23 protein-coding genes are annotated in these 21,784 nt (G+C 34.8%); 9 read left to right on the forward strand and 14 right to left on the reverse strand.

Annotated elements, in window-relative coordinates:
• Nucleotides 1-17: 17 nt before the first annotated feature.
• Nucleotides 18-3,548 (reverse strand): S8 family peptidase, encoded by a 3,531-nt coding sequence (locus CLAN_RS07995; protein ID WP_100591006.1) that lies wholly within the window; start codon nucleotides 3,546-3,548, stop codon nucleotides 18-20.
• Nucleotides 3,549-3,764: 216 nt separating this feature from the next.
• On the opposite strand from CLAN_RS07995, the gene CLAN_RS08330 reads away from it, so the two are divergent.
• From CLAN_RS08330 to CLAN_RS08005, 3 genes are all read left to right on the forward strand, one after another.
• Nucleotides 3,765-3,926 (forward strand): hypothetical protein, encoded by a 162-nt coding sequence (locus tag CLAN_RS08330; protein WP_167368958.1) that lies wholly within the window; start codon nucleotides 3,765-3,767, stop codon nucleotides 3,924-3,926.
• Entirely contained in the window at nucleotides 3,926-4,300 is a 375-nt protein-coding gene (locus tag CLAN_RS08000) for a type II toxin-antitoxin system death-on-curing family toxin (protein WP_096013724.1), read from the forward strand. Before CLAN_RS08330 ends, CLAN_RS08000 begins: the two co-directional genes overlap by 1 nt.
• A 318-nt stretch (nucleotides 4,301-4,618) precedes the next feature.
• Nucleotides 4,619-5,239, forward strand: a complete 621-nt coding sequence (locus CLAN_RS08005) for a hypothetical protein (protein WP_100591007.1) — start codon at nucleotides 4,619-4,621, stop codon at nucleotides 5,237-5,239.
• Between the two features lie 88 nt (nucleotides 5,240-5,327).
• Here CLAN_RS08005 and CLAN_RS08010 read toward each other — a convergent pair whose 3' ends face one another.
• From CLAN_RS08010 to CLAN_RS08025, 4 genes are read right to left on the reverse strand one after another with little or no spacing between them, the layout of a single operon-like run.
• The gene (locus CLAN_RS08010; RefSeq protein ID WP_096013727.1) at nucleotides 5,328-5,963 is read right to left on the reverse strand and encodes a protein-L-isoaspartate(D-aspartate) O-methyltransferase; all 636 of its coding nucleotides are present in this window, start codon (nucleotides 5,961-5,963) and stop codon (nucleotides 5,328-5,330) included.
• Nucleotides 5,956-6,618 (reverse strand): carbon-nitrogen hydrolase family protein, encoded by a 663-nt coding sequence (locus CLAN_RS08015; protein WP_100591008.1) that lies wholly within the window; start codon nucleotides 6,616-6,618, stop codon nucleotides 5,956-5,958. The genes CLAN_RS08010 and CLAN_RS08015 overlap by 8 nt, the downstream gene beginning before the upstream one ends.
• A complete protein-coding gene (locus tag CLAN_RS08020; RefSeq protein ID WP_096013729.1) occupies nucleotides 6,608-7,630 on the reverse strand; it encodes a ribonucleotide-diphosphate reductase subunit beta in 1,023 nt (340 codons plus the stop codon). The genes CLAN_RS08015 and CLAN_RS08020 overlap by 11 nt, the downstream gene beginning before the upstream one ends.
• Before the next feature lie 26 nt (nucleotides 7,631-7,656).
• Nucleotides 7,657-9,021: a nicotinate phosphoribosyltransferase gene (locus CLAN_RS08025; protein WP_096018216.1), complete on the reverse strand. Its 1,365-nt coding sequence runs from the start codon at nucleotides 9,019-9,021 to the stop codon at nucleotides 7,657-7,659.
• Between the two features lie 90 nt (nucleotides 9,022-9,111).
• Between CLAN_RS08025 and CLAN_RS08355 the strand changes: the two genes are divergently transcribed.
• The gene (locus CLAN_RS08355) at nucleotides 9,112-9,630 is read left to right on the forward strand and encodes a P-loop NTPase family protein (protein WP_197736425.1); all 519 of its coding nucleotides are present in this window, start codon (nucleotides 9,112-9,114) and stop codon (nucleotides 9,628-9,630) included.
• On the opposite strand, the gene CLAN_RS08035 is transcribed toward CLAN_RS08355, so the two are convergent.
• From CLAN_RS08035 to CLAN_RS08050, 4 genes are read right to left on the reverse strand one after another with little or no spacing between them, the layout of a single operon-like run.
• Nucleotides 9,619-10,113 carry a phosphatidylglycerophosphatase A family protein gene (locus CLAN_RS08035; protein WP_086234777.1) on the reverse strand — a complete coding sequence of 165 codons (495 nt, stop codon included), beginning with the start codon at nucleotides 10,111-10,113 and terminating at the stop codon, nucleotides 9,619-9,621. The two genes, CLAN_RS08355 and CLAN_RS08035, sit on opposite strands and share 12 nt — an antisense overlap.
• Before the next feature lie 8 nt (nucleotides 10,114-10,121).
• On the reverse strand, nucleotides 10,122-11,300 hold the full coding sequence (locus CLAN_RS08040) for a hypothetical protein (RefSeq protein ID WP_100591009.1): 1,179 nt from the start codon (nucleotides 11,298-11,300) through the stop codon (nucleotides 10,122-10,124).
• Nucleotides 11,278-12,150 (reverse strand): response regulator, encoded by an 873-nt coding sequence (locus tag CLAN_RS08045; RefSeq protein ID WP_096029795.1) that lies wholly within the window; start codon nucleotides 12,148-12,150, stop codon nucleotides 11,278-11,280. The genes CLAN_RS08040 and CLAN_RS08045 overlap by 23 nt, the downstream gene beginning before the upstream one ends.
• The gene (locus tag CLAN_RS08050; RefSeq protein WP_100591010.1) at nucleotides 12,147-13,262 is read right to left on the reverse strand and encodes a bifunctional 2-C-methyl-D-erythritol 4-phosphate cytidylyltransferase/2-C-methyl-D-erythritol 2,4-cyclodiphosphate synthase; all 1,116 of its coding nucleotides are present in this window, start codon (nucleotides 13,260-13,262) and stop codon (nucleotides 12,147-12,149) included. Before CLAN_RS08050 ends, CLAN_RS08045 begins: the two co-directional genes overlap by 4 nt.
• Nucleotides 13,263-13,645: 383 nt before the next feature.
• Here CLAN_RS08050 and thiC point away from each other — a divergent pair, with 383 nt between their 5' ends.
• Both thiC and CLAN_RS08060 read left to right on the forward strand, forming a co-directional pair.
• On the forward strand, nucleotides 13,646-15,007 hold the full coding sequence (thiC, locus tag CLAN_RS08055; protein ID WP_086226618.1) for a phosphomethylpyrimidine synthase ThiC: 1,362 nt from the start codon (nucleotides 13,646-13,648) through the stop codon (nucleotides 15,005-15,007).
• The gene (locus CLAN_RS08060) at nucleotides 14,988-15,974 is read left to right on the forward strand and encodes a YeiH family protein (RefSeq protein ID WP_100591011.1); all 987 of its coding nucleotides are present in this window, start codon (nucleotides 14,988-14,990) and stop codon (nucleotides 15,972-15,974) included. Before thiC ends, CLAN_RS08060 begins: the two co-directional genes overlap by 20 nt.
• Here the strand turns inward: CLAN_RS08060 and CLAN_RS08065 are convergent.
• Both CLAN_RS08065 and CLAN_RS08070 read right to left on the reverse strand, forming a co-directional pair.
• The gene (locus CLAN_RS08065) at nucleotides 15,966-16,541 is read right to left on the reverse strand and encodes an anthranilate synthase component II (RefSeq protein WP_086289377.1); all 576 of its coding nucleotides are present in this window, start codon (nucleotides 16,539-16,541) and stop codon (nucleotides 15,966-15,968) included. The genes CLAN_RS08060 and CLAN_RS08065 overlap by 9 nt on opposite strands.
• On the reverse strand, nucleotides 16,538-18,277 hold the full coding sequence (locus tag CLAN_RS08070; protein WP_100591012.1) for a bifunctional chorismate-binding protein/class IV aminotransferase: 1,740 nt from the start codon (nucleotides 18,275-18,277) through the stop codon (nucleotides 16,538-16,540). The genes CLAN_RS08065 and CLAN_RS08070 overlap by 4 nt, the downstream gene beginning before the upstream one ends.
• A gap of 85 nt (nucleotides 18,278-18,362) precedes the next feature.
• On the opposite strand from CLAN_RS08070, the gene CLAN_RS08075 reads away from it, so the two are divergent.
• Nucleotides 18,363-19,433: an Mrp/NBP35 family ATP-binding protein gene (locus CLAN_RS08075; RefSeq protein ID WP_100591013.1), complete on the forward strand. Its 1,071-nt coding sequence runs from the start codon at nucleotides 18,363-18,365 to the stop codon at nucleotides 19,431-19,433.
• Between the two features lie 21 nt (nucleotides 19,434-19,454).
• Nucleotides 19,455-19,829 carry a group III truncated hemoglobin gene (locus CLAN_RS08080; protein WP_086229611.1) on the forward strand — a complete coding sequence of 125 codons (375 nt, stop codon included), beginning with the start codon at nucleotides 19,455-19,457 and terminating at the stop codon, nucleotides 19,827-19,829.
• A 44-nt stretch (nucleotides 19,830-19,873) separates the two neighbouring features.
• Here the strand turns inward: CLAN_RS08080 and CLAN_RS08085 are convergent, their stop codons facing one another.
• Complete coding sequence (locus tag CLAN_RS08085) at nucleotides 19,874-20,407, reverse strand: GNAT family N-acetyltransferase (protein ID WP_086243341.1); 534 nt, start codon at nucleotides 20,405-20,407, stop codon at nucleotides 19,874-19,876.
• Nucleotides 20,404-20,847: a low molecular weight protein-tyrosine-phosphatase gene (locus CLAN_RS08090; protein ID WP_096018224.1), complete on the reverse strand. Its 444-nt coding sequence runs from the start codon at nucleotides 20,845-20,847 to the stop codon at nucleotides 20,404-20,406. Before CLAN_RS08090 ends, CLAN_RS08085 begins: the two co-directional genes overlap by 4 nt.
• A gap of 285 nt (nucleotides 20,848-21,132) precedes the next feature.
• Between CLAN_RS08090 and CLAN_RS08095 the strand changes: the two genes are divergently transcribed.
• The gene (locus tag CLAN_RS08095; protein ID WP_096018225.1) at nucleotides 21,133-21,429 is read left to right on the forward strand and encodes a hypothetical protein; all 297 of its coding nucleotides are present in this window, start codon (nucleotides 21,133-21,135) and stop codon (nucleotides 21,427-21,429) included.
• Nucleotides 21,430-21,472: 43 nt separating this feature from the next.
• On the opposite strand, the gene CLAN_RS08100 is transcribed toward CLAN_RS08095, so the two are convergent.
• On the reverse strand, nucleotides 21,473-21,784 hold the full coding sequence (locus CLAN_RS08100; protein ID WP_086298488.1) for a type II toxin-antitoxin system PemK/MazF family toxin: 312 nt from the start codon (nucleotides 21,782-21,784) through the stop codon (nucleotides 21,473-21,475).

Genomic DNA, 21,784 nt, shown 5'->3' on the forward strand with positions numbered 1-21,784 from the left:
AAATTATAATTTCACTCTTAAAATCTAATCCCAGCCCTAATAGCAGTATTTACGCTATATTCATCTTTGGTTATCTCGCTTGAGACTAAAAAGTTTATAAATTTATTACCCTTTTCGATATTGGCATCAGCACCAAAATAGACGCTATCGGTATTTAGCTTAGTTGTTTGTGTCCAGAGATTATTTTTAGCATCTACAAAATACTCTGTACTACTAAAACTATCGCTATTTAATCGCCTTGTATAAAAGGCAAAGCCATTTAAAGTAGCAAAAAGATTGTTTTGGGTAGCGATATTGTAAGCTATATTGCCACCTAGACTTAAATTTAAGCTATTTATAGATATATTTTTATACCCCTTAGCCAATATACCGCCACTCTCTTCAAATCCATCTTGCTTAGAATATATATAATTTAGCATAGATACTGGCGTCCAAACAAAGCTATCATTTATCGCAAAATCTTTTGATAGACCAAGCCCAGTTGAGACAAAATAGCTCTTATAATCGGCTTTTAGCTCATCACTTAAGGTTAGGATATAACGACTCGTATCATTAAATCCCATACCGACATCCACACTAGCTATTAAATTAAAATCGCCAAAATCTTTTAAACCAGCTAAACCCACAGATATTAACTCGCTTTTAATATCTGAGAATTCATAATCCCCTTTTTGGTGAGAATAGTTCAAAAACGCACCCAATTTCACATCATCGCTTACCCATTTGTTGGTACCTAAATTCACAGAATATGTATCGATATTATAGTCATCGCCTTTAAAATATGAGTATGAAACCCTACTTAAAATCTCGCTTTTACTCAAAGCTGCGTTATAACTCTCTAAGATATCATAGACCATACTATCAGTCATATCGCTATTTATGAGAGCTAATTTCGAATTCTTAGCTATAGTAGCGACCTTTGTAGCGCCACTTTGAATAGTTGTAAATGGCAATGTTTGTTGTCCTAAAGTTCTACCTGTGAATGTCGCAGCTTCTCCTGCGGATCTTGAGATATCTTTTGAATTTACACTTGATAGAATTTCTTTTTTACGATTATTGCTTGTTGTATCTAATTCTGTAAAGAATTGTTGATATTTTGGGCTTAAATTCGCTGAATTTCTAATCTCTATAAGAGAATTACCTACCATTGTAAAACCACCTGTAGGTATGTAGGCTCCTTCTTTGACATTTACTTCTATTGTGTTATTATCTTTTAGCTTGAAATTTAAAGTGCTTGTATCTAGGACTGAGATATTAGTAAATTTATCTAAATTTCCATTCTCACTAAGCTTATCAAAATCAATTTTAATCTCTTGTCCAGTTTTGAAAAACTCCCCGCTAAGCGGGATATAAACCAAATTTCCGCCCTTGATATCATAGTTTGTAGCGATGATATCTGAGTTTGCTTGGTTATTAAAATTTATGTGTAGGCTTGCATTTTGGTTTTGAGTGTATGTACCATTTACATTTAAAACGCCGATTTGCCTGGCGCCACCAGGCATCACAATACCGCTTTCATTGGTGAGATTTTTGGCTATGGTTCCAGTTCCGCTAATCAAACCACGATTTCTAGCAAAAATATCACCATTTGTTAATTTGCCAATTATTCTAGCCTCACCGCCATTGATAGCGTATAGATTTTGTTTGGCGTTAGTTTCGCCTGATATTAGGATTTGACCGCCATTATCAGCATAGAGAGCTGAATTTTCCGCTGTTACTCTATCAAATTCCAAAATCCCGCCACGAGCTATCGTAGGACCATAATAATTTAGAGTATTTTGGCTAAATTTCAAATTCCCATCACCAGTTTTGATAAATCCAGCTTGTAAAGTGGATAAATCCGCATTTACTCTATTATCGCTTTTAAGGGAGTTTGTAGCGTCATTTAGATGGTATTTATCATCCCATTTTATCTCATCTATATTATTTGTGAAGGTGCCATTTAGCCCCTTTGTATCGATGGTGTAAAATCCATAATATTTATTATCAAAACTCTCAATATTACTAGGATTTAGGCGATTTATATTTAGCGCTGCTAAGCCTTTTAGAGCCTTCCTAGCGTCTAAAATACCGCTACCTATGAAATCTTCTTTGCTTAGTTTCACCACTGCTACTGAATTTGCTTTAAGACTGTTATTCACATCGGCTTCACTTTTTAATAGATTGCTTATGATATATTCTGCTACACCATTGTCATTTTCATCTGCTTTAAATCCAGCATCCTTTAAATCTTTTTTTACTTGCTCCCAGTTTATACCGCCGCTACCATCTTTTGGTACTTCATTATCGATATAAAAAATGCTATAAAATTCAGCCGAGCCAGTTTTGCCGACATTTTTGGTTACTACTAAATTTGGAGTCTCTACATTTTTATTAGCCGTAGTTAGCAAGATATCGCCGATTTGTGAGCCATTTAAAAATGGAAATTTCTGCTCTACCAAAGCTGCCACCCCACTCACAAGTGGAGCAGCAAAGCTAGTCCCAGAATCTGTGATAGTGGTGGTTAGGTCTGTTTTTATCTTCTTGCTATCAGTATCATAATATGTATAGCCATATCTACCATTAGCTGTTACTATGTTTTGAGCCGGCGCCATAATGCCATAAAGAGACGCTCCGCCTTTAAAAAAATTGCTATAAGTATAGATCCCTTGCTTGTTAATTAGCTCATTTAGGATTACCTTGCTTTTATCGCCTGTGCCGGCGCTCCACTTATCGGCTGCGGCTTTCCACTCATCATCAGTGATTTTACCGATTGTTATCTTGTCATTTTGGATAGTGATTTTATCAGCATTCAAGCCCCCAACAGCCAAAAGCCCACGATAGCTCTCATCATAACTTGGCAAAACAGAATTCGCTCTAGGTGAGCTAAAACCATCATTTCCTACGCCAACGATATTTAATATCCCTTGCTCTTTGGATAGCTCGGCTAAGGCTTGAGCCCTTTGCAAACTTATATCGCTTTGTGTGAGCTTTTGAAATTCATCGTAGCTTATAGCGCTGCCATTTTGGCTATTTTGTTGATTTGGGACTATGGGCTCTAGGCCATTATCCCATTTGCGATTTATAAGAGCAAATCCATTGCTAACATAGCTATGATTTATCACTTTTACGCCACTATCTATCATTTTTTGGATATCGGTTTTTATATCGCCTGTGTATAATGGGCTTGGATTTAGATATGCTAGGCCGTAGAATGTCGCACCATTTGCCACACCCATTAGATCGCTACTATTACCCACTATGAGAGATGATACTTGAGTGCCGTGAAGCATAGTAATCTTATCACTACCTGAGAAGCGATCTGGGTCAATGCTGTTATTTATCGAATTTATCAATTTGTTTTGGATTATTGGATTTTTAGTATTAAATACGCTATCTACAACGCCAATTACCACGCCAGCGCCATTTATATTTGGATTTTCTGCTTTGGCATTATGGAGATTTATAACGCTATAAACCTTATCATTGGCCTGTGCTAGAGAATTTGTAGCTGATAATAAAACAGAAGCACAAACTAATGATAGCGTGATTTTTGAGATTTTTTTCACGAATTTTCCTTAAAAATATGATAAATAATTTTGCCTAATAATTAAAATTATCACTTTTTATCACTTTAAATTCGCTTAAATTCATTTAAATTACATTAGAAATTATAAATTTTAAACCACTTTTGTGTATAGCTCAAATATCCATAATATAATTTTCCATATAAGTAATTTTAAAATATTAAAAATATATAATAATCAAACTAATAAGGAGACAGAATGAATAATGTAAATAATACCCAAAAAAATGTTGAGAAAAAAAGTAAAAAAACATCTCGTATGATTACTCGTGAAGAGTTTGAAAAAACTAGACAATATGGATTAGAAAAACTAAAAGACCCAGAAATTAGAGCCGTATTTATGCGTTTAAAAGATAAATAATGTATTATTTTGATCTGCGATGTGCTATTGATTTTCACGATGATATAATTCGTGAAATAGGTGGTTTAGAAGGATACAATAAAACTCAAATAGGATACCTAAATTCAGCATTAGATCAGATACAAAATGATGATTATTATCCAACTTTTTTGGATAAAATGGCTCATATAATTTTTTCTTGTGTAAAATTTCATCCCTTTTTAGATGGCAACAAAAGAACTGCAATTTATCTTGGTTGTCATTTTGCTAAAATAAATGGCTTAGATTGTCCAAATCGATATTATACTGAAATGGAAGATGTAGTTATTAAGATTGCCGAAAATTACATATCAAAAGATGATTTAAAAGATATTCTTTTTGTAATTCTTACTTAAAAATCTCCTAAACAAAGAAATAGACAATGAAATCAAACGAAGTCTTAAAATTATAAAAAATATCTCGTGTTGCTCTTTGTAAATATATTAAAAATAGAAAAATAAGAGTAGAAAAAAGTCCCAAACGGATACTACAAATGTAGCGATGAGATGTCTATAAAATACTTGGTAAAGGCGATGATGGTAGATTAAATGTAATCTACGCAAGAGTAAGCACAGCTACTTTTTTGTATATTTATTCTTGATTTCAGAGATTTTTATAATCTAATTTAAGTTGAATTCATTATAATTTAAAAATCAATTAAAAAGGAGCTGAATGTGAAATTTCGAGATTATATTAAAACTATTGAAAATTTTAAAAATATTGAAAATATTAAAAGCATCGAAAATATTGAAATAGATTCTAAATCTAGACTATACAAACACTACACAGAACACGATTCTGGCACTATCAGCGCATATCGCAGCGAAAATACTAAAACTAAAAATCAAGAAAATAATAAGAAATTAAAAAATTATTTGTTAGCCAACGGCTACGCTGTAACACAAATACAAGGGACTTATGAAGCAACCACACCGAGTGGTGATCAAAAAACTGTTAAAGAAATGTCGTTCATAGTTATAGATATTAACGATACAGGTAAATTAAAACAGGATCTAATAAATGCGGGCAAAAAGTTCAATCAAGAAGCTATAACATTTTCCACTAAAAGTGGAGATTATTATTTGATAATGTGCGATGAAAGTGAAATCAAATTAGGCAGCCCTATGTTTGGAAAAGATGGTAAAACAATTTCTAAAATTAGCGGTAGACCTTTTATTTTCAATGAATGTAAAGAGATAGATAATCATACTTATAATGATACTTTAGATAATTATAACCCTTTAATTCTAAGATATTATATTAAAAATAATTTTAATAACTTAGATTTGATATGAGCTCAAATTTTGTCCCTTTGGCTCTTTCATCTTTGCTTTTGGCTCTAAATTTCGCTAATAAATCTTTAAATTCCATCTTTTTCCTTTTTTATCTCTGCTCTGTTCCATCAAGCAACGGGACAAATACACACTCATCTAAAATTTGGCTGATGATTTGGCCATTTGATTTTTTATATTGTGTGATATATTGTTTATTATCCTTAGCTACTGGCGCAACTAAAATTCCATCATCTTTAAGCTGATCAAATAGCCTATCAGGCACACTTTGGCAAAAGCAACTAAGTATAATCCTATCATAAGGCGCATAGCTTCGCCAACCTAAATTCCCATCATCAAATCGTATAAATACATTATTTATCCCTAAATTTTTCATCAAAGATTTAGCCGAATTTGCCAACGCCTCGATCCTCTCCACACTAAAAACACGCCTTGCTATCTTAGCCAAAATCGCTGCTTGATATCCGCTACCGCAGCCAATCTCTAATATATTATCGCAATTTTCAGCTTTTAACGCCATTGTCATTTTCGCCACAGTTAGAGGTGAGCTAATCCATTGATTACCACCAATAGGATGAGCATCAAGCTTAAAAGCATTTATCGATACTGGCACAAAAGGCGTCCTAGGCGTATTGCTAAACGCATTATAAACCATCGGACTAAGCTCTACTAAGTTAGCAATCTCATCGCTCATTGTTTGGCATTTTACTCTTTCTAAATTATCCATAATTTATCCAATTTTTAAATTTATCTATCAAATTTATATCAAATTTCATATTTTCGCCTCTTTTGCCACTGGGCGTAAATATGGATCTGAATTTCAAATCCATATCGCTACACGCAACGACATAGGCTCTATTTTGTAAGGCTAAGGCCTCGCAAAGCACCATATAATCACGCTTTCTACCCTTACCCCACATAGCAGGAACCAAGATAATTTCAGCCCCCATCAATCTAGTCCAAAGCTCTATAAAACGCAGCTCAAAGCAGATTAAAACCCCTATTTTAACCCCATTGATATGGTGAATTTTAATATCATTTAAATTCCCTTTTAGTGTGATTTTATCTTCGTTATTTGGTTTAAAAAGCTTATATTTATTTTGCTTAAACTCCGCCCCTTTAGAGCTTAAGCAAATAAACTCATTATATCCATTATAAATTCTACTAAATCCAAGATAAGCCCCATTTTTTAAAGAGCTGATTAAATTCCGCTCCAAATCACGCTCAAATTCACCCCCAAGGCTCTCATATCCACTCACACAAAGCTCAGAGCAAAGTGCTAAATCTCCGCTATCTAAAGAGCCAGCCAAGCTACACAACTCACTAGCTCTATTGATCGCTCCAATGGAATTTAGATTATAAGCTATGAGATTAGAAATCATCAAAGCTTAGGCTACCTTTGCTATAATTTGTAACCTTGCTTTCAAAGAAATTTGATTTTTGGTCATTAAATTTAGCAAAATCATCAACCCATTTTATCGGATGAGCGACATTATATATTCTCTTTAAGCCTATTGAAGTTAGCCTATCATCAACTAGATATTTGATATATTGATCTATTATATCATCTGTAAAGCCCATTATCTGATTTTGTGTGATATATTTTCCCCACTCTATCTCTAGCTCTCCAGCCTTTTGAAACATCTCATAAATTTTAGCTTCAATCTCATTTGTAAATAGATCCGGACGCTCCTTGCGAACTGAGTTTATCATATTTTGAAATAATAGCAAATGAGTTATCTCATCTCTTTGGATAAATCTTATCATTTGAGCGCTTCCAAGCATCTTTCCAGCCCTTGCTAGCGCATAAATTGCTGTAAATCCACTATAGAAATATACCCCTTCTAGAATTTGATTTGCCACCATAGCTAGAAGCAGTTTCTCATCAGTCACCTCTCCGGCTAACTCTTCATAAACACTTGAAATATAATCATTTTTACGCCTTAAAACCTCATCATGCTTCTCCATCTCATAGATTAAATCTGTATTATCACAGATCGCTTCTACCATCACAGCATAGCTTTTAGAGTGATTTGCCTCTTCATAGGCTTGACGAGCCAAAACCGCATTTATCTCAGGAGCAGTTATATATGGATTGATATTATCAGCTAGGTTATTTGTCTGAAAACTATCCATAGATATAAGCTGACTCCACACTAGATCATACATACGCTTTTCAGCTGCTGTGAGATTACAAGCATAGTCCCGCACATCATCAGTAGTATCAACCTCTTTTGGAAACCAAGTATTTGCCTCCATAAGATCCCAAAGTTTAAGCGCCCAAGTATATTTGGCCTTTGTGAAATTCAAAATTCCATGCGGATTGCCATTAAAAACCTTACGATCACTTAGCGTCTCATTGGAAGCTGGATTATATATCTTTTTTCTATGCATTTTTATCCTTTATTTAAATTTATAAATTAATCATACTCTTTAGCCCTAGCCCTGATATCATCAAAGCTAAATTTGCGTAAAATTTCGCCATCTTTAAATACCTTAGTTAGCCAATTTTGCCTACCATTTAGCTCATCAAATCTTATAGTTTTATATAGGTCATTCTCTTTAATGAGTGCTAAGCGACCTGATTTTGAGCGTTTTTTGGGATCTGTAACTGGATCTTTATATACATCTCTCCACTTTATCCCATCGCTACTTACGGCATTTACCTTCATAGCAAACCTTAGAGTATCTCTATTTAAGTGTTGAAGCAACGCCCCGCCCATACCAAAGACAATATTATCGCTACTAATTTTTCTAAATTTAAGCTCATTTAAGATATCTTCTATACTTTGTGGATTTATCCCATCGCCATATATAAGCCTTATATGATCTGGCAAGATCTTATAGCCTTTGGAATTTATACTATATCCTGCTAGGCTCATCATCTTCTCTATACACTCACTAGCCATTGTCACAGGATTGCCACTATCTGGGCGAAGCACCACCTTGCCACCTAGCTTTTTAACCTTATCAAAGAGTTTTCCCCACAAATCAATAGCATTTAAGGTATCATAACTATCAATCACGCAAGCAAAAGTCCCATCGCCGTAGCTTTGTACCATATTCTCATAAGCTTGAAATTCCCCATCCTTGCCCCATGAAGTCATCGTGCTATGCTCGCTAGCTGGTATGCTAAATGCCGCCATATCCGCACCATAATATTTTTTGGCAAATAGTGCGCCTGTGATGGTATCAGAGCCTTTGAAATTCACCATATGAGCGCTCCCACCAATACCGGCACTCTCAAAGCTACTAACCCCCCTAGCACCAAAATCATGTAAGGCAAAATCGATATTTTCAGGTGTTCCGCTCTCTTTTAAAAAGTGTAAGATATTTTGCTTACAAAAGTAGCTATTAGTAGCTACGGCCACAGGATACCAAATCGATCGCAAAATCGCCGTCTCAAAATACCCCACAAGCCACGCTAAATTCGGATCTGTATTTTTAATCTGTAAAAGGACATTTTCAGTTTGTATAATGCTACCTTCGGCCACCGCCTCTATCTCCAAAGGCAAAACCCCACCATGATGCTCTACTATATATTTCCAGCCATCTTTATTAAATTTCATCCCATGTGCTTTGATAAACTCATCAGCCTCATCTATATCATCGTAGCTTATCTTTTGGCTTAGATATTCCATCAAAAATATCTGTAATCCATAAAATAACAAGCGATTCCACCGCCCACCACGAGACTCAATATATGAGCTTATAAATTTAATATCTTTTGGGTATTGTAAATAGTGTGAAATTTTGTAACTATCGGTATTTAGTATCGGATTCATATCTACTCTTTTGTGAAATTTGGCCTGTATTTTATCAAATTTATTTTAATTTTAGATATAATCAAGCCAAATTCAAACCAAAGGTAATCAATGAAAATAGTATATACTAAATCTCAGCTTTTTAATGAGTTAAATCAAATTTGCCAAGAGATTCTAAAAAGCAAATCCTGCCTAATAATCGCCATCACAGGACTAAGCGGAAGCGGCAAAAGCACCCTTGGCAAATTCATAAGAAAAGAAGGTTTTGGCGACTTTAAGCCCTATCAAATCGCCGTTATCGATGATAATGTAATGAGCCTTAATCTCTTTTTGATACGGCCCAAAATACGCCATACCCCCCCCCCATCTAATCCAGTAGATAATCTCAAGCCCTTTTTTAAATTCCTTCCATCATATATCAAATTAATTTTTTATATCAATGCCAACGCAACTAGAGTTAACTTTGCTGATATATTAATCACTCTTAAAATAGATGAAACCCAACGCATAAATCAGCTAAATCAGCGAGAGAGCGATCCAAAGCTTATAAAATCCCTTATAAACTCAAAATTAAATATCGATATATCATCAACCTATCAAATTTGCTTTAATAATTCACTAAATAATTAAACCAAATTTAACCAAAATAGCCACAACTGCAGCGGTGATAAGCCCAGCAAATCCCCCCGCTACCATATCATCACTCATTACACCAAGGCCGCCTTTGAGATTGCGATCTAGCCTACCAATGATACTAGGCTTAGTAATATCTAAAATTCGAAAAAAGACAAAAGCCAAAATCACACTAACCCATCCAAATTTATCCACCCCAAACTGCTCCCAGCTAGATAAAGCTATAGATATTGCCACCCACACACCAGCAACCTCATCAATGACTATAGAGCTATCATCGTGTGTGCCACTTTTAGCCTCATAAGAGTCAATCACGCTAATACTAGCCAAAAATAGCAATATACTAGCCATAAATAGCGTCTCAAGCCCGATATAATAATATATCGCCACGCCTGCTATACTCCCAGCCAAGCTACCCCAAGTCCCAGGTGCTGGCCTTAGCAATCCAGAGTAAAAAAATGTTACAAATAGCTTTTGCATTTTCATCCTTATGTAAGCGAAGTAGTCTGATATAAACCCATTAAATCTAGATAAAAATCATTTTGAGTGCGATCTTCTAATAACCCAACATTAGGGAATAGATCATTACAAATTTTTTGGAAATTTTCAAATCTATTTGGAAATAGCGTGCTTAATATCATAGCTGAAATCTCCTTTCGCATTAAAATCGCAGGCGGCAAAATCCCACTAAATAAAAGCTCTTTTAGGGTATCGGATTTATACTTGATATGATGGTGCTGACCATGCGGACAAGTCTTGATACTCACAATCGTTCTACACTGATTACAATAGACCAATTCAGGCATAACTATAAGCTCTATATCCAAATTTTTTGTTACACTATCTAAGATTGTATTTGGTTGATTATGATCATAAAACATTCCGATACCGCCGTGATTTTGCCCTACTACTAACTTCGTCGCACCAAAGTTATAAGCGGCTAAGCACTCCAAAACTGGATTTATATGATTGCTAAATAGATAGGTATTTTCAAAAGGCACTATAACCACACGCTCATTAGGCAAGAAATTGCTTACGAAATATTCTAAGGTTTTTAGCCTTAATTTAAAATCCAAATTTCGTCTATTTTCAAGGGTACAAATCAAAAAAATTATAGTGATATCAGCCTTATCAATAGTCATTCTCACTAGCCTTTCATGAAGTCTGTGGAATGGATCAGCTGTGAGCATTAGGGCGGTTACTTTTTGATAATTATTTTCCTTTATTCTATTTAGAACATTTTCTTTAATCTTAGCTAAATTATTATCATAAATTTCAAATTCGCCGCTAACTGCGTATTTACCTGTTTTATTATCTTCATCAAGTTCAATCTCTCTAGCAGCAAATATGCTATTATGCGGATTTTCAAGCTTATAAACAGATGAGACTATCATATGCCCTACTATATTGCCATTTAGAGCAAATTCTAGCTTTTGACCTTGCTCTATAGATCTAATTATAGCTTGATTTCGCCTACCAAATGGAGCAAAGGTATAAGCATATGGCATAGGCTCACCTCTGAAATATCCAGTTTGATAGACGCTTTTGGCCTCACTAGCGTCCATTAGTCTTTTAAATTTGCCTAGAATTTGATTTTTGATTAGGCATAGTGTGCCGTATGTGTCTTGATTGATATTTATTACATTATTTTTGTCTATAGATATCATGCTTTTTTCTTCTTTCCCATATTGATTTGCGTGATATTCCAAGCTTTTTGGAAATTTCAGTATCTGGCAATATATCTTGATACAATAAAATCATCTGTTTAACATACTCATCAATAGATAAAATATCAGTCATAGTAGTGGTACGAGAGTGATTTAATACCATAAAATTATATCCGGTATGCTCATTTTTGCTATGGATAATAGTAGGCACACTACGCAAACAATCTAATAGTTCTTCCCCTGCTTCTAAACTCAACTCATCTATATTTCTAACATATATAAAGCTCTTTGGCAATAAATCCTTGATATCAAATAAGGTCTTAGCATCTACTATTTTACAATTCAATCCGCTATCTTGAGCATAAGCAAAGACAAATCCATCGCTAATTTGAATTTTACTAGAGCTAATAATCAATGGTAGCTTAATCTTTTTGAGATCTAAATTTGAAGGCTTATAGCTTAGCATGGCTGATTCTAGCATAATGCGGTAAGTTTCATTTAAGGTCTCATATCGCTTAAAAGACTCAAAAAATTTAATCTTTCTAATAAGCTCTTCTATCATAAATGGCTTTTGGATATAATCACTCACCCCAGCTTTAATAGGATTTAGCACGGTATCAGAGCTAATGTAGCTAATTAATAAAATTATAATTGAATTTTTATGATTTTGTATAACTTTGTAAAATTCATTAGCCCCAAAGCTAGTAGAGAGCAAAACTACATCATATTTATCATCCCTTAAAGCCTCAAATGTATGAGTAGCAATCTCACAGCTATAGCCAAATTCAGATAACTTGCTAGCGATACTTTGAGCTAGGTAAATTTCATTTTCTACTATTAAAACTCTCATATCCTAGTCCAATCAAAATATTTTAAATTCGCATTTGCTATCACAGCTACCCCTTCGCTACGCCCTGTAAAGCCTAATTTCTCGCTTGTTGTGGCTTTGATATTTACTCTAAATCTATTTATACCCATCACGCTTGCTAAGGTTTGAGCCATCTCATCTTTATATGGAGAGATTTTAGGCTTTTCACAAATGATAGTCAAATCCACATTTACAATCTCAAATCCAATAGAACGGATGAAATCCACACTCCTTTCAAGCAAAATTTTAGAGTCAATGCCTTTAAATTTCATATCATTATCAGGAAACAACTGCCCAATATCAGGCGCGCTAGCCGCCCCTAAGATCGCATCACAAAGTGCGTGTATAGCTACATCGCCATCGCTATGAGCCTTAAAAGCTCTATCAAATTCTATCTTCACACCGCCTAAATTCAGATGATCACCATCGCAAAAGGCATGGACATCAAAGCCATTACCACAAAATATATCAGATGAAGGTGGATCAAGATTTATAAGCTTCAAATCATCTTTATATGTTAGTTTTCTAGCTCTCTCATCACCAGCAATATACCATACCTTACCACAGGTAGCAGCGATAGCCGAGCTATCATCTGTGTAAATTTTGTCGCTATTTAAAGCCTTTTTTAATACCGCAGTTTTGGAGAGTTGTGGGGTTTGAATTCGCTTTAATTCATCTCTATTTATATACTCACTACCATAAGCAACTGTGTCGCTGACTTTTAGAACTGGCACAATACAATCAGCCAAATTCGCATCATCTATCAACCGCTTTATCAGAGCTTGGCTTATATCCACTCTAGCTATATCACTTACCATAACATAATCGCTATTTATATGATTAAGAGCGTTTTTAAGGCTCTCTTGTCTAGTGGCGCCACCTTGGACGAATTTTATATTAGTAGCGAATTTAGACATATATTCGCACTCATTACTAACTACAATAATCTCTTTAAAATTATAATTTGAGCTTATATTTCTAGTCGCTTTTAGCCACAATGGGATATCACCGGTGCGTAGCCACTGCTTTTTAACAGGCAATCCAAACCTTGTAGAGCTTCCCGCACCTAGCATTATTAAAGATATATCAATCAAAATAGATCCTAAATTTAAAATTATGTTACGAAATTATACATAGTTTTTAATTTCATTTGACTGAAATTAACAGAAATTTTAATCCAAATTTGGCTAGTTAATTACCAAATTATAGATATTTTAATCAAATATAAACCAAATTTACTTACAAAAGCCACTTAAAAACTATATTTAAGATATATTAAATTTAAGCTTTTTAATGTGTAATCTCTACTCAACAATATTATAAAAGCTAAATTTGTAACACAAATAGCTCAAAATAGTCTAAATTTAATGAAAAAATTATATAAATCAAATTTAAATGAATAAATTATTTAAGAGTTGTTTTGTATTTAATTAAATATTGTAGAATTCACTTTTAAACGCTTAAAAAAGGATAATAAATGAGAAAAGAGTGGTGTCAAAAACGCCAAAACGACGCTACCCCAACTCAAATGTATTACGCCAAAAAGGGCATAATCACTGAAGAGATGGAGTATGTAGCCAAGATAGAAAAGCTTCAAGCAACCCAAATTCGAGACCTAGTCGCAAGTGGAAAGCTCATAATCCCATCAAATATCAATCACCATCATCTAATTCCGATGGCAATAGGCAGAGCCGTAACTTGTAAAATCAACGCAAATATCGGATCAAGTGCGATAATCAGCAATATAAATGAAGAGATAGAAAAGCTAAATGTATGCTTAAAATATGGAGCCGATACCGTGATGGATCTAAGCACTGGTGGGGATTTAGATGCTATTAGAAAGGCTATAATAGCCAACTCAACCGTCCCGATTGGCACCGTGCCTATATACCAAATCATCCACGATATCAAAGATTTAGATAATCTCACACCACAAATTATGCTAGATTGTATCGAAAAACAGGCTAAACAAGGCGTTAGCTACTTCACTATCCACGCTGGATTTTTGCTTGAATTTATGCCATTAGTGGCTAAACGCAAAATGGGAATTGTCAGCCGTGGCGGTAGCTTGATGGCTAGTTGGATGATGAAACATCACAAAGAAAATCCATTCCACACAGCCTTTGATGATATATGCGATATCTGTGCTAAATATGATGTGGCTCTATCTTTGGGTGATAGCTTGCGTCCTGGCTGCTTGGCTGATGCGAGTGATGCTGCTCAAATGGCTGAGCTTAAAGAGCTTGGCAATCTAACTAGAAGAGCTTGGGCCAAAAATGTCCAAGTAATGGTAGAAGGCCCCGGCCATGTGCCATTTAATCAGATTGAATTTAATATGAAAGAGGAGCAAAGACTTTGCGATGATGCGCCATTTTATATCCTTGGGCCACTTCCTACTGATATAGGCGCTGGATATGATCATATCACAAGTGCTATTGGTGGGACTATGGCCGCATATCATGGCGCTAGTATGCTATGCTATGTAACGCCAAAAGAGCATTTAGGCCTACCAAACGCAAAAGATGTAAGAGATGGGATAATAGCTCACAAAATCGCTGCCCACTCTGCTGATATCGCCCTTAATAGACCAGGAGCTATAGATAGAGATCACGCTATGAGCGACGCTAGATATAAATTTGAGTGGAATAAACAATTTGAATTAGCTCTAGATCCTGATAAGGCTAGAGAACTTCATGATGAGAGCTTGCCTCAAGATGTCTTTAAAGAAGCTGAGTTTTGCTCTATGTGTGGGCCGAAATTTTGCGCTTATAAAATTAGCCAAGAGATAGCCAAAACTAGCTGTGAAAGCTACCCTACAAATGAGAGCAAAGATATATAAAACAAGGAAAATTTACGCCGCTACTATATTGATAATTTTAGCGGCTATATCTATTTTAGCAGCGAATTTTTTAAGCGCTTTTGGGATTAGTGCTTTGATAATTGCTGTGATTTTGGGTGCTATTTTAGCTAATAGTAGCAAAAAAAGTGCGAATTTGATAGCTAGAAGTGGGATTTTGGCTATATCTACAAAGCAAATTCTAAGACTAGGCATTGTCTTATATGGATTTAAAATCAGCCTTGATGAAGCGCTTAGTATCGGCTATGCTGGGATTTTAAGCGCTTTTATCATTGTTTTTAGTAGTTTTATTTTTGGATATTTTATCTGTCGTGTTTTTGGTATTGATAAGAAACTTTCAGTTTTAATAAGCTCTGGGTCTAGCATCTGCGGTGCGGCTGCTTTGATGGCTACTCAAAGTATTGTTAAAGCTTCACCAAATGCCGTGGCCATCGCACTTTGCTCGGTTGTGATATTTGGTAGTTTGGGGATGTTTGTATACCCATTTGTCCTTAGTGAAGCTCAAAATCTCAAAGCTGGATTTATAATCGGTGCTAGCTTACACGAAGTAGCGCATGTAGCTGGTGCTAGTGCTTATAATGAAGTAGTAGCCAATAACGCAATTATAATAAAAATGCTAAGAGTTCTAATGCTAGCGCCATTTTTGATAATTTTAAGCCTTGCTAGTAGATTTTTCATCGGCGAAAAATCAAGCATTAGAGCAAATTTCCCATATTTTGCTCTATGGTTTTTTGTAGCATTGCTCTGCTCTGGATTTATAAATCCTCAAGTTAGAGAATTCATATCTTTGATTGATAATTTCTTGCTTAGTGTTGCGATGAGCGCTCTAGGGCTTACAATCACCAAAAAAGCTTTGAAAAATGCGAATTTAAAGGTATTTGTCGCTTCTAGTTTGATATTTTTGTGGCTTATTGTTTTGGCTTTTGTCTTAGCAAATTTGCTATTTTAAATTTAAGAAATTTTTTAATATCTTTTTGCCTTGAGCTTGTAATATAGACTCAGGGTGAAACTGCACCCCATAGCAACTATATTTTTTATGCTTGATAGCCATTATAATGCTTTTATTCTCCACTTTTATATCCGCTAAGATATCAAATTCAGCCGTATTTACAACTCGCAATGAGTTGTACAAAGCGATTTTTAATGGCTTTTTCACCCCTTTAAAAAGCGTGGATTTGCTAAATTCACACTCCACGCTCACTCCATGAAAAGGGCGTGGCATTCGCACCACTTCTGCGCCAAAAGCCTTAGCCAAACATTGATGACCTAGGCATATACCTAAAATCTGCTTTTTAGCCCCAAGAGCCTTGATAATATCCATACAAACTCCAGAATCATCAGGTGTGCCAAAGCCTGGTGAAATAATGATTTTATCAAATTTATTAGCATATTTTATAGCTTTTTTAGCTTTAGCAAAATCATTTTTGACTACCTTGACTTTGGCCCCTAACTCCTTTAAATAATAGACTATATTATAGGTAAATGAGTCATAATTATCTATTAGTAAAACTCTCATAACTCCACCTTGATAGCGCCACGAAGTGAGTTAATAGCGTAAATTTCTTTAGCATTTTTTAAATCATCTAAACCCAAAATCGCCTCTTTTATCTCGCCAAATTTCAGCAGTCTCTCACGCAAAGTCCCAGCCAATAGACCACAATCTAATTTTGGCGTTAATAGCTCACCGCCGATATTTAAGACGATATTTGAGCGACTCCCCTCGCATAGCTCATCTCTTTGATTAAGATAAAAAATATCAAAAAGCCCATCATCTATAATCCTCTCATCTCTTAGCGTGGTTTTGTGATACAATAGATCATTACAAGAGTTTAGGCGGTTTTGGCTAATTGCGATTTTATGGGATTTAAGTGGGGGAATTTGAGTTTGGGTTATCTGATATTCGCCACTTTTATTAAGGGTTAAATTCACTCTTAAATCCACATTATCAGCCCTTAAATTAGCAAAAATATCTGTAAATTTATCTATACTCTCAAATCCGCCATTAATCCCGCCAATTATATCGCTAAATTTCAATCTCTCTTCATCCATCTCGCAAAGCTCAAATCCAATAGGCAATTTAAATCCTAGCAACCTAGCGCTATTTATCAATCTTTTTAAGTGATTTTGTAACAAAAATATCTTATCCTCACGCAAAAGCATAGTCTCAAAAAGATTAAATTCAATATTTGGTCTTAAAAAGCTACTTTTTAGCTCCAATTCAGCAAATTCATCATCGCACTTTGAGTCCCATACCACGCCACTCCCAACACCATATCTATAATATTCATCTTTAGTCCATTTCTGAAGCGTTCTAATCGGCACGCTAAATTCCGCCCTTTTATGGCTAATCATCCCCATCGCACCGCAATAAACCCCACGATCTCTAGCTTCTAAACGCTCTATAATACGCATTGTGGCAAGTTTTGGCGCACCAGTAATCGATCCACAAGGATAAACCGCTTCAAAAATCTTATTTAAATTTCTGCTCTTAAGCCTTGCTTTAAGTGGCGAAATCGCTTGAAATAGCGTTTTTAGCTTGATGATTTTCATCGGCTCTTTTAGCTTTAATGAGCCAATTTTGATAATCTTACTCATATCATTGCGGAGCAAATCAACTATCATCAAATTTTCACTTCTATTTTTTGGGTCGTTTTTAAGCTTATTTTTTAAAACCCTATCTTCATCTCTATTTTGACCCCGTTTTATAGTGCCTTTCATAGGCGCAAAGGTGATTTTCTTGCCTTTTAGTTTAAAAAACAGCTCTGGCGAAAATGATATTATCTCACAAAATTCACTCTTAAAATAGCCAAAATATCTACTCTTTTGCCTACTTAAAAGTGAGGTTATAATCTCCTTGCTACTAGCTTTGGTGGATATTTGTAGTTCATTTGTGAAATTTATTTGATAGCTATTGCCACTGGCTAATTCATCTTTTATTTGATTAAATGCTTTTTCATACTCTTTTTTGGATAAATTTTTTACAATTTGCGGATAAAAATATGGCTTAAATATAGAGAATTCAAAGCTCTTGTCTGGTTTGAAAATCTCTTTATTTTTATAGCCTTTAAAGTGCGCTATAGGGTAATTTGACGCTGTTTTGCTAATATCATAAACTATATAACCTACAAAATATAAATTTTTTATCTTTTGTATAGTTTTTAAAGCTTGATTAAGCTCATCTTTATTAAAGCAGATAAATTCGCTTTTTAAATCACGATATAAATATTTACCAAAAATACTAAATTCACTCATATAATTCTCTATTTTAATTTAAAAAATTTTAGCCAAAGATTTATAATTTTTAGCTAATATATCCAAATTTTAAAAAGGACTAAAAATGGATGAAAAAATTCTAGACAGACTAAAAAGCGTGATTTACCCAGGCTTTAAAAAGAGCATTGTAGAATTTGGCTTTGTCAAATCCACAGATCCAAAGATCATAGTAGAGATCACCTCAGCCAAACCTGAAGTCGCTCAAACTATCAAAAATGAGATAGAAAAGCTGAATTTAAACAAAGAGATAGAGATCATCGCCCCAAAGCCTCAAACCCAACAATCCAACTCACAAAGTGGCAAAAATATCGCCCCACAGATTAAAAACTTCGTAATGGTAAGCAGCGGCAAAGGTGGCGTAGGCAAATCCACAACTACTTTAAATTTAGCCATTAGCCTAGCCAAACAAGGCAAAAAAGTAGGGCTATTAGACGCTGATATTTATGGGCCAAATATCCCAAGAATGCTAGGTGTCCAAGGCAAACAGCCCGAAGTCATAGGCCAAAAGTTAAAGCCACTTCAAACTCACGGAATCGAGATGATGAGCATGGGGCTTTTGATAGAAGAGGGTCAAGGACTAATGTGGCGTGGCGCTATGATTATGAAGGCTATAACTCAGCTTTTAAATGAAGTTGAGTGGGGAGAGCTAGATATCTTACTTCTAGATATGCCTCCAGGCACAGGCGATGCGCAAATCACCCTAGCCCAAAGTGTGCCAGTAACAGCTGGAATTTGCGTTACAACTCCGCAAACAGTCGCTCTAGATGACTCTGCTAGAAGCCTTGATATGTTCGAAAAGCTCCATATCCCAGTGGCTGGCGTGATAGAGAATATGAGTGGATTTATCTGCCCTGATAATGGCAAAGAGTATGATATATTTGGCAAGGGTGGAGCTGACGCGCTGGCTAGTGAGTATGATACTGCGATACTAGCCCAAATTCCTATAGAACCATCTGTTAGAATAGGTGGTGATAGCGGAAGGCCAGTTAGCTTTTATAAGCCAAATTCAATCAGCGCTAAAAGATATGAAGAGGCCGCTACAAAGCTATGGGATATTATAGAAGATATCAACGCAAATGGCGGTGCTGATAACTCAGCTATTCAGCCTGATATGAGTAGGTCTGGCTGTCATTAATCAAATTTAAAAGGATAAAAAATGAAATACAAAGAGATCACAAACGAGAGCATTGCTAAGCTTATGGAGAGCTTTTATGAAGCTATTAGAGAAGATGAGAGCGGTCTTGGCGAGATATTTAATAACAAAATCGGCACAAGCGAAGAGGCGTGGGACGCTCATAAAGCTAAGATTGGTGAATTTTGGAAAGGGATGCTCATAGGTCAGAGCGAATTTAGAGGCAATCCTATGCAAGCTCATATGAATCTTGATCCATTTCCGCCTGAATATTTTGATAATTGGCTAAATTTGTTTAAAGAGAGCTTAGATAGCATTTATGAGCCTGAAATTGCTGATATGATCTTAATGCGCGCTCAAATGATCGCAAATAGATTTAAATCAGTTTTATACTCATAATTATATCCAGCCAAATTTGGCTGGATATAGCTAAATATTATCTGCTATTCAAATTTAAAATCAAAATAATTTTTGCTCTTAAATAGATTAAACATATCTATAAATTGCTTAGAATCAAACTCAAAATTACTATAAATACTATAGGTCATTTTGCAATATGATATTTTATAACCAGAATCTTTAAATCCATGATTGTTATAAAATTTACTGCGTTTGACTCTTTGTAAGTAATCAGTAGCTTTTGGATCTAAACTCTCAATCTCTAAGACAATTTGGCTAAAATTTGATTTTAAAATTTCTAAAATTAAACCACCAAAACCACGACCTTGATACTTAACACAAACTGCTAAAAATGCTAAATAAGATATATTTTCATAGCTATATATAGCAGCATAACCTACAAACTCATTATCATTATAAAAAGAGAAAATAGATAGATTTTCATCATTTGCATATATGTTATTAGATAAATTTATTGGTGCTACTAGCTCATTTGAAGGGAAAACTTCTGAATTTAGCCTTAAAATATCTATAAAAATATCGCTATTTACATCAACTAATCTACAATCCAAACTCATTTACAAACCTCATCAAGCATCGTATTTATCGCATTTTTAAGCATATTATAAACGCTTTGAAAATCACTCATATCACCATAATACGGATCTGGAATTTCAGCCCCATTAAGCCCAAAATCCCCCATCAAAGCTACCTTATTGCCAAGCTTTAAACGCAAAATATTATCATAATTTTGCCTATCCATCGCTATAATCAAATCAAATTTAGAATCACTCCTATCAATTTGCCTACCTTTTAGCATAGAGATATCAACTCCATTTTGCCTCCCGATCCTTATAGAGCGACTATCTGGTGGCTCTGATATATGATAATTACTAGTCCCTGCCGAATCTATCAAAATATCCAAGCCACGCTCTTTGGCTACCTTTCTTGCGATTCCTTCAGCCAAAGGCGAGCGACAAATATTGCCAAGACATACAAATAAAATTGATTTAACCATTAAGACCTCTTATATTTTATTTTAAAATCAATTATTTTGATTTTATTGCTTTTGCGTGATGAATGTGGCGGATAGCCATCTTTCCATTTATACATTTTCTTGTCTTTTAATTTTAATTATCTTAGGAATTCTAGAATTCTACCACCATTTCTAGCCAAAAAGTTTGTAAAACCAAAATATTTCCTTAGTTTATAATTAAAATTGTTTTGTAAATTATAACAAAATCAACATTACAATTCTAGGGAATTCTAGAATTCTGCTATAATTTTATAAAAAGGATGAAAAATGAGTTTAAAAAATATTTTTTATATTGTGTTTAACACACTTCCTACGATTTGCAAGCATTTTAGCACGACTGCTAAGCTCACATGGTTTGCCTATCAAAACTCTGATAGTATAGAAAAGCTAAAAAACGCAAGCACAAAAGATGAAAAAATAAACGCCGCAATAGAGCTAACCAAAAAGGTTTTGGAGTTTAAAAAAGAAAATCCAGCCGAGTTTAACGAAGCATTTGATGCACTTGGCGAAATAATTTTAAAGATTGAAAGCGACAAGGATTTTCGCAAGAGCATTTTGGGCTAAAATCAGTTTAAGCAATTGCTAGAATTGCTTAACTCAAATCTTTTTAGGCAAACATTAAGCCCAAAATCTCTTTTACTTCTTTTATTTTCTTGCTATCTAGCTCGCCGATTTTGCTCACAAATCGCTCTGTGCTTACGCACCTTACTTGGTCGCAGAGTATCTTTGCGTTTTTATTTAGCAGAGTAAAACTCACTCTAAAAGGCGCAGCAAAGCCCTTTGAAGTAATTGGTGCGATTATGCGAGTATTTAGGTAGTTTAGCTCATTTGGCGAGATGATGAGGCAAGGTCTTTGCTTTTTTATCTCAGCACCCATTGTTGGATCGAGGCTTACCCACCAAATCTCAAACCTGCTCAT

The sequence above is a fragment of the Campylobacter lanienae NCTC 13004 genome (genome assembly GCF_002139935.1).
GTDB lineage: Bacteria > Campylobacterota > Campylobacteria > Campylobacterales > Campylobacteraceae > Campylobacter > Campylobacter lanienae.